3 protein-coding genes are annotated in these 3,924 nt (G+C 67.6%); 1 reads left to right on the forward strand and 2 read right to left on the reverse strand.

The genetic code is table 11. The features are described from left to right. Positions 1 to 108 precede the first annotated feature (108 nt). A complete protein-coding gene (locus IVB32_RS40690; RefSeq protein ID WP_018459855.1) occupies positions 109 to 1,404 on the reverse strand; it encodes a glutamate-5-semialdehyde dehydrogenase in 1,296 nt (431 codons plus the stop codon). A 187-nt stretch (positions 1,405 to 1,591) separates the two neighbouring features. Next, positions 1,592 to 2,713, reverse strand: coding sequence for a glutamate 5-kinase (gene proB / locus IVB32_RS40695; protein WP_018459856.1), 1,122 nt, complete (start codon positions 2,711 to 2,713; stop codon positions 1,592 to 1,594). Positions 2,714 to 2,908: 195 nt separating this feature from the next. Between proB and IVB32_RS40700 the strand changes: the two genes are divergently transcribed. Beyond that, positions 2,909 to 3,874 carry a Bug family tripartite tricarboxylate transporter substrate binding protein gene (locus IVB32_RS40700; RefSeq protein ID WP_018459857.1) on the forward strand — a complete coding sequence of 322 codons (966 nt, stop codon included), beginning with the start codon at positions 2,909 to 2,911 and terminating at the stop codon, positions 3,872 to 3,874. Positions 3,875 to 3,924: the final 50 nt, after the last annotated feature.

Raw genomic sequence — 3,924 nt, forward strand, 5'->3', positions numbered from 1 at the left:
AGCCGCCGAGCAGGCCGATGCGCATGCCCGAGGTATGGGTCGGTATGGCCTGCGCGAAGAAACGTGGCGCGACGAAATTGTTGCTCAATGCCCCGCGCCCTGCGTCGTCTACGGCCGCGTCTGCCCGGTGCCGTGAACGCGATATTTGAAGCTCGTCAGCTGCTCGGCGCCAACCGGGCCGCGGGCGTGGAATCTGCCGGTGGCAATGCCGATCTCGGCACCGAAGCCGAACTCGCCGCCGTCGGCGAACTGCGTCGAGGCGTTGTGCAGCACGATCGCGGAATCGACCTCGCTCAGGAATTTTTTCGCAGCGGTCTCGTCGGCGCTCACGATCGCATCGGTATGGTGCGAACCGTGATTTTGGATATGCGCGATCGCGCCGTCGACGCCGTTCACCACCTTCGCTGCGATGATCGCATCGAGATATTCGGTGTCCCAATCGTCCGCGCTCGCGGGTTTGACGCGCGCATCGATCTTTTGCACGGCGTCGTCGCCACGCACTTCGCAGCCGGCCTCGATTAGCATCTCAACCAGCGGCTTGAGGTTTTTACCGGCTGCGGCGCGATCGACCAGCAGCGTCTCGGCGGCGCCGCAGACGCCGGTGCGGCGCATCTTGGCGTTGAGCACGATCGATTTCGCCATGGCGAGGTCGGCGCTGCCGTCGACGTAAATGTGGTTGACGCCTTCGAGATGCGCGAACACCGGCACGCGCGCTTCCTGCTCGACGCGCGCGACGAGGCTCTTGCCTCCGCGCGGCACGATCACGTCGATGGCGCCATTCAATCCCGACAGCATCTGGCCTACCGCCGCGCGGTCGCGCGTCGGCACCAGCGTGATGGCAGCCTCGGGAAGGCCCGCTTCGCGCAGGCCCTGCACCAGGCAGTCATGGATCGCGCGGCAGGAGCGGAAACTGTCGGAGCCGCCGCGGAGGATCACGGCATTGCCCGACTTCAGGCACAGCACACCGGCGTCCGCCGCAACGTTCGGCCGGCTCTCGAAGATCACGCCGACGACGCCGAGCGGCACGCGCACGCGCTCGATGGTCATGCCGTTCGGCCGTTGCCAGCTCTCGGTGACGATGCCGACGGGATCGGCAATGCCGCGCACGATGCCGATGCCCTCGGCCATGCCCTCCACCCGCGCCGGCGTCAGCGTCAGGCGGTCGATGAAGGACGAGGTGGCGTTGCCGGAGGCGCGGGCCTCGGTGACGTCCTCGGCATTGGCGGCGAGGATCGCGGCGGCATTGTTGCGGATCGCCCGCGCCATGGCCTCGAGCGCCCGGTTCTTCTGCTCCGGCGGCGCCAGCGCCAGCACGCGCGCGGCAGCGCGGGCACGGGTACCGAGATCGGTCATCAGCGCCTGAAGATCGGCATTGCCGTCGACGGCTTTGAGGGGGGCGGCCATGGGAGTTTCAACCTTCTGCTAAGGCAGTGTCCTAGCACGGAAATCCCGCTTTTGCGAAGGGTCGGCAGGGTATGGCAGGGCTTCACGTGCCGGACGGCAGCTCGATCAATGGCCCAGCTCCGGCGTCATGGCCGGGCTTGACCGGCCATCCACGCCTCGGCCGGCGCCTACTCGGATGCCCTAGCGGCTACCCGCCCACCACCAGATCATCCCGGTGGATCATCTCGGACCGCCCGCTGATGCCGAGGATGGCCATGACATCCGGGGAGGAGCGGCCCTTGATCCGCTCGGCATCGTCGGCGTCGTAGGCGATCAGGCCGCGGCCGACCTCGCTGGTGTCGGGGCCGCGCACGATCACGGCGTCGCCGCGGGCGAACTGGCCCTCGACCTTGATCACGCCGGCCGGCAGCAGGCTGGCGCCGGCGCGCAGGGCCGCGACCGCGCCGGCGTCGATCGTCAGCGTACCCTTCGGCTCAAGCGAGCCCGCGATCCAGCGTTTTCGCGAGGTGATGGGATTGGCCGGCGTCAGGAACCAGGTGCAGCGGCCGCCATCGGCGATCGCCTGCAACGGATGCTCGATCTTGCCCGAGGCGATCAGCATATGCGTGCCGCCGGTGGTCGCGATCTTGGCAGCTTCGACCTTGGTGCGCATGCCGCCGCGCGACAGCTCGGACTCGGCGTCGCCTGCCACAGCCTCGATCTCGGAGGAGATGCTGTCGACGACGGGAATGAGCCTGGCGTTCGGGTTGTTCTTCGGCGGGGCGTCGTAGAGCCCGTCGATGTCGGACAGCAGCACCAGCAGGTCGGCGCTGGCCATGGTGGCGACGCGCGCGGCGAGGCGGTCGTTGTCGCCGTAGCGGATCTCGTTGGTGGCGACCGTGTCGTTCTCGTTGATCACGGGGATCGCGCGCCACTCCAGCAGCTTGCCGATAGTGGAGCGCGCGTTGAGATAGCGGCGGCGCTCCTCGGTGTCCTGCAGCGTCACCAGGATCTGGCCGGCGCCGATGCCGTGGGCGCCAAGCACCTCCGACCAGATGCGGGCGAGCGCGATCTGACCGACGGCGGCGGCTGCCTGACTCTCCTCCAGCTTCAGCGGGCCGCGCGGCAATTTCAGGCGGCTGCGGCCGAGCGCGATCGAGCCGGAGGAGACGACGAGCACGTCACGCCCCTCGCGATGCAGCTTGGCCATGTCGTCGGCGAGCGCGGCAAGCCAGGACGCGCGCACCTCGCCCTTGTCGGAATCGACCAGCAGCGCGGAGCCGACCTTGACGACGATGCGGCGGAATTGACTGAGTTCGGGGCTGGCCATGTGTGCAAGTGCTGGCGCGTGTGACGGATTGCTCTGCATCGGACACGGCGGAGCGAGAGCGGCGCCGATGAGGCCCTGCTTTTGCAGCAGGACGATGGCCCGCGCAAGGCGCCGGCATGCTAAAGGATGAACGCCGGGTTGCCCCGGGCGGCCGTCCGGCTCTCATGCTGCCAACCATAACGGTGGAGGAAACCCATGGATCGCCGCAAATTCATGGTCCGGTGTCTGAGCCTGCCGCTGCTGGCGCAGGTGGGAGCGACGCGCGCACAGGCTGGGCTCACCAAGATCATCTTCCCGTTCGCGGCCGGCGCGGGCGGCGACACGCTGTGCCGGCTGATCGCGCAGGAGATGGCGCCGGCACTGCAGCGGACCATCGTGGTCGAGAACCGCACCGGCGGTGACGGCCTGATCGGCATCAAGGCGGTGAAGGGGGGAAGCCCCGACGGCAGCATGGTGCTGGTGACGACCGGACCCACGATGTACCTGCTGCCGATGGTCGAGACGATTCCGAGCTTCGATGCTGCAAAGGATTTCGTCCCGGTCTCGCTGCTGGCGCGCTTTGAATTTGCGCTGGTGATCAGCCCGGCGGTCGACGCTGTGGATTTCAAGTCGTTCGCGGCCTGGCTGAAGGCACATCCGGACAGGACCTCGTTCGGCGTACCCAGCAGCGGCACCATTCCGCATTTCATGGGCTCGAAGCTGGAGAAGGACCTCGGCATTCCCTTGAGCCGCGTGCCCTATCGCGGCAGCGCAGCTATCCTCAACGACCTCGTCGGCGGCCATGTTCCGTTCGGGATCACCACGCTGGCCGACGCGCTTGCGCAGCATCGCGCCAAGGGCGTGAAGATCATCGCGGTGAGCAGCGCGGAACGTTCGCCCTTTGCCTCAGAGGTGCCGACCTTGAAAGAGAGCGGCATCGATCTCGTCGCCGACGCCTGGTACGGCATGTGGCTTCCCGCCGGCAGCTCGCCGGAATTCGCAAGCAAGCTCGGCGCGGCCGCAAGCGCCGCGCTCGCCAAGCCCGAGGTGAAGGAGAAGCTCACCGCGATCGGTCTGATCCCGGTGGGCAGCAGCGCGGAAGGTCTGACCAAGGAGCTCGCCGCCAACACCGCGTTCTGGCAGCCGGTCGTGAAGGCGACGGGGTACAAGATCGAGAATTAGTTTCTGTTTGCGCTCCGCTCTCCGCCGTCATGGCCGGGCTTGTCCCGGCC

The sequence above is a fragment of the Bradyrhizobium sp. 23 genome (assembly GCF_023073295.1).
Classification (GTDB): domain Bacteria; phylum Pseudomonadota; class Alphaproteobacteria; order Rhizobiales; family Xanthobacteraceae; genus Bradyrhizobium; species Bradyrhizobium canariense_D.

Coding starts and splice junctions, on each gene's coding strand:
- IVB32_RS40690 (WP_018459855.1), bottom strand. CDS start 1,404: ATGGCCGCCCCCCTCAAAGCCGTCGACGGCAATGCCGATCTTCAGGCG.
- proB (WP_018459856.1), bottom strand. CDS start 2,713: ATGGCCAGCCCCGAACTCAGTCAATTCCGCCGCATCGTCGTCAAGGTC.
- IVB32_RS40700 (WP_018459857.1), top strand. CDS start 2,909: ATGGATCGCCGCAAATTCATGGTCCGGTGTCTGAGCCTGCCGCTGCTG.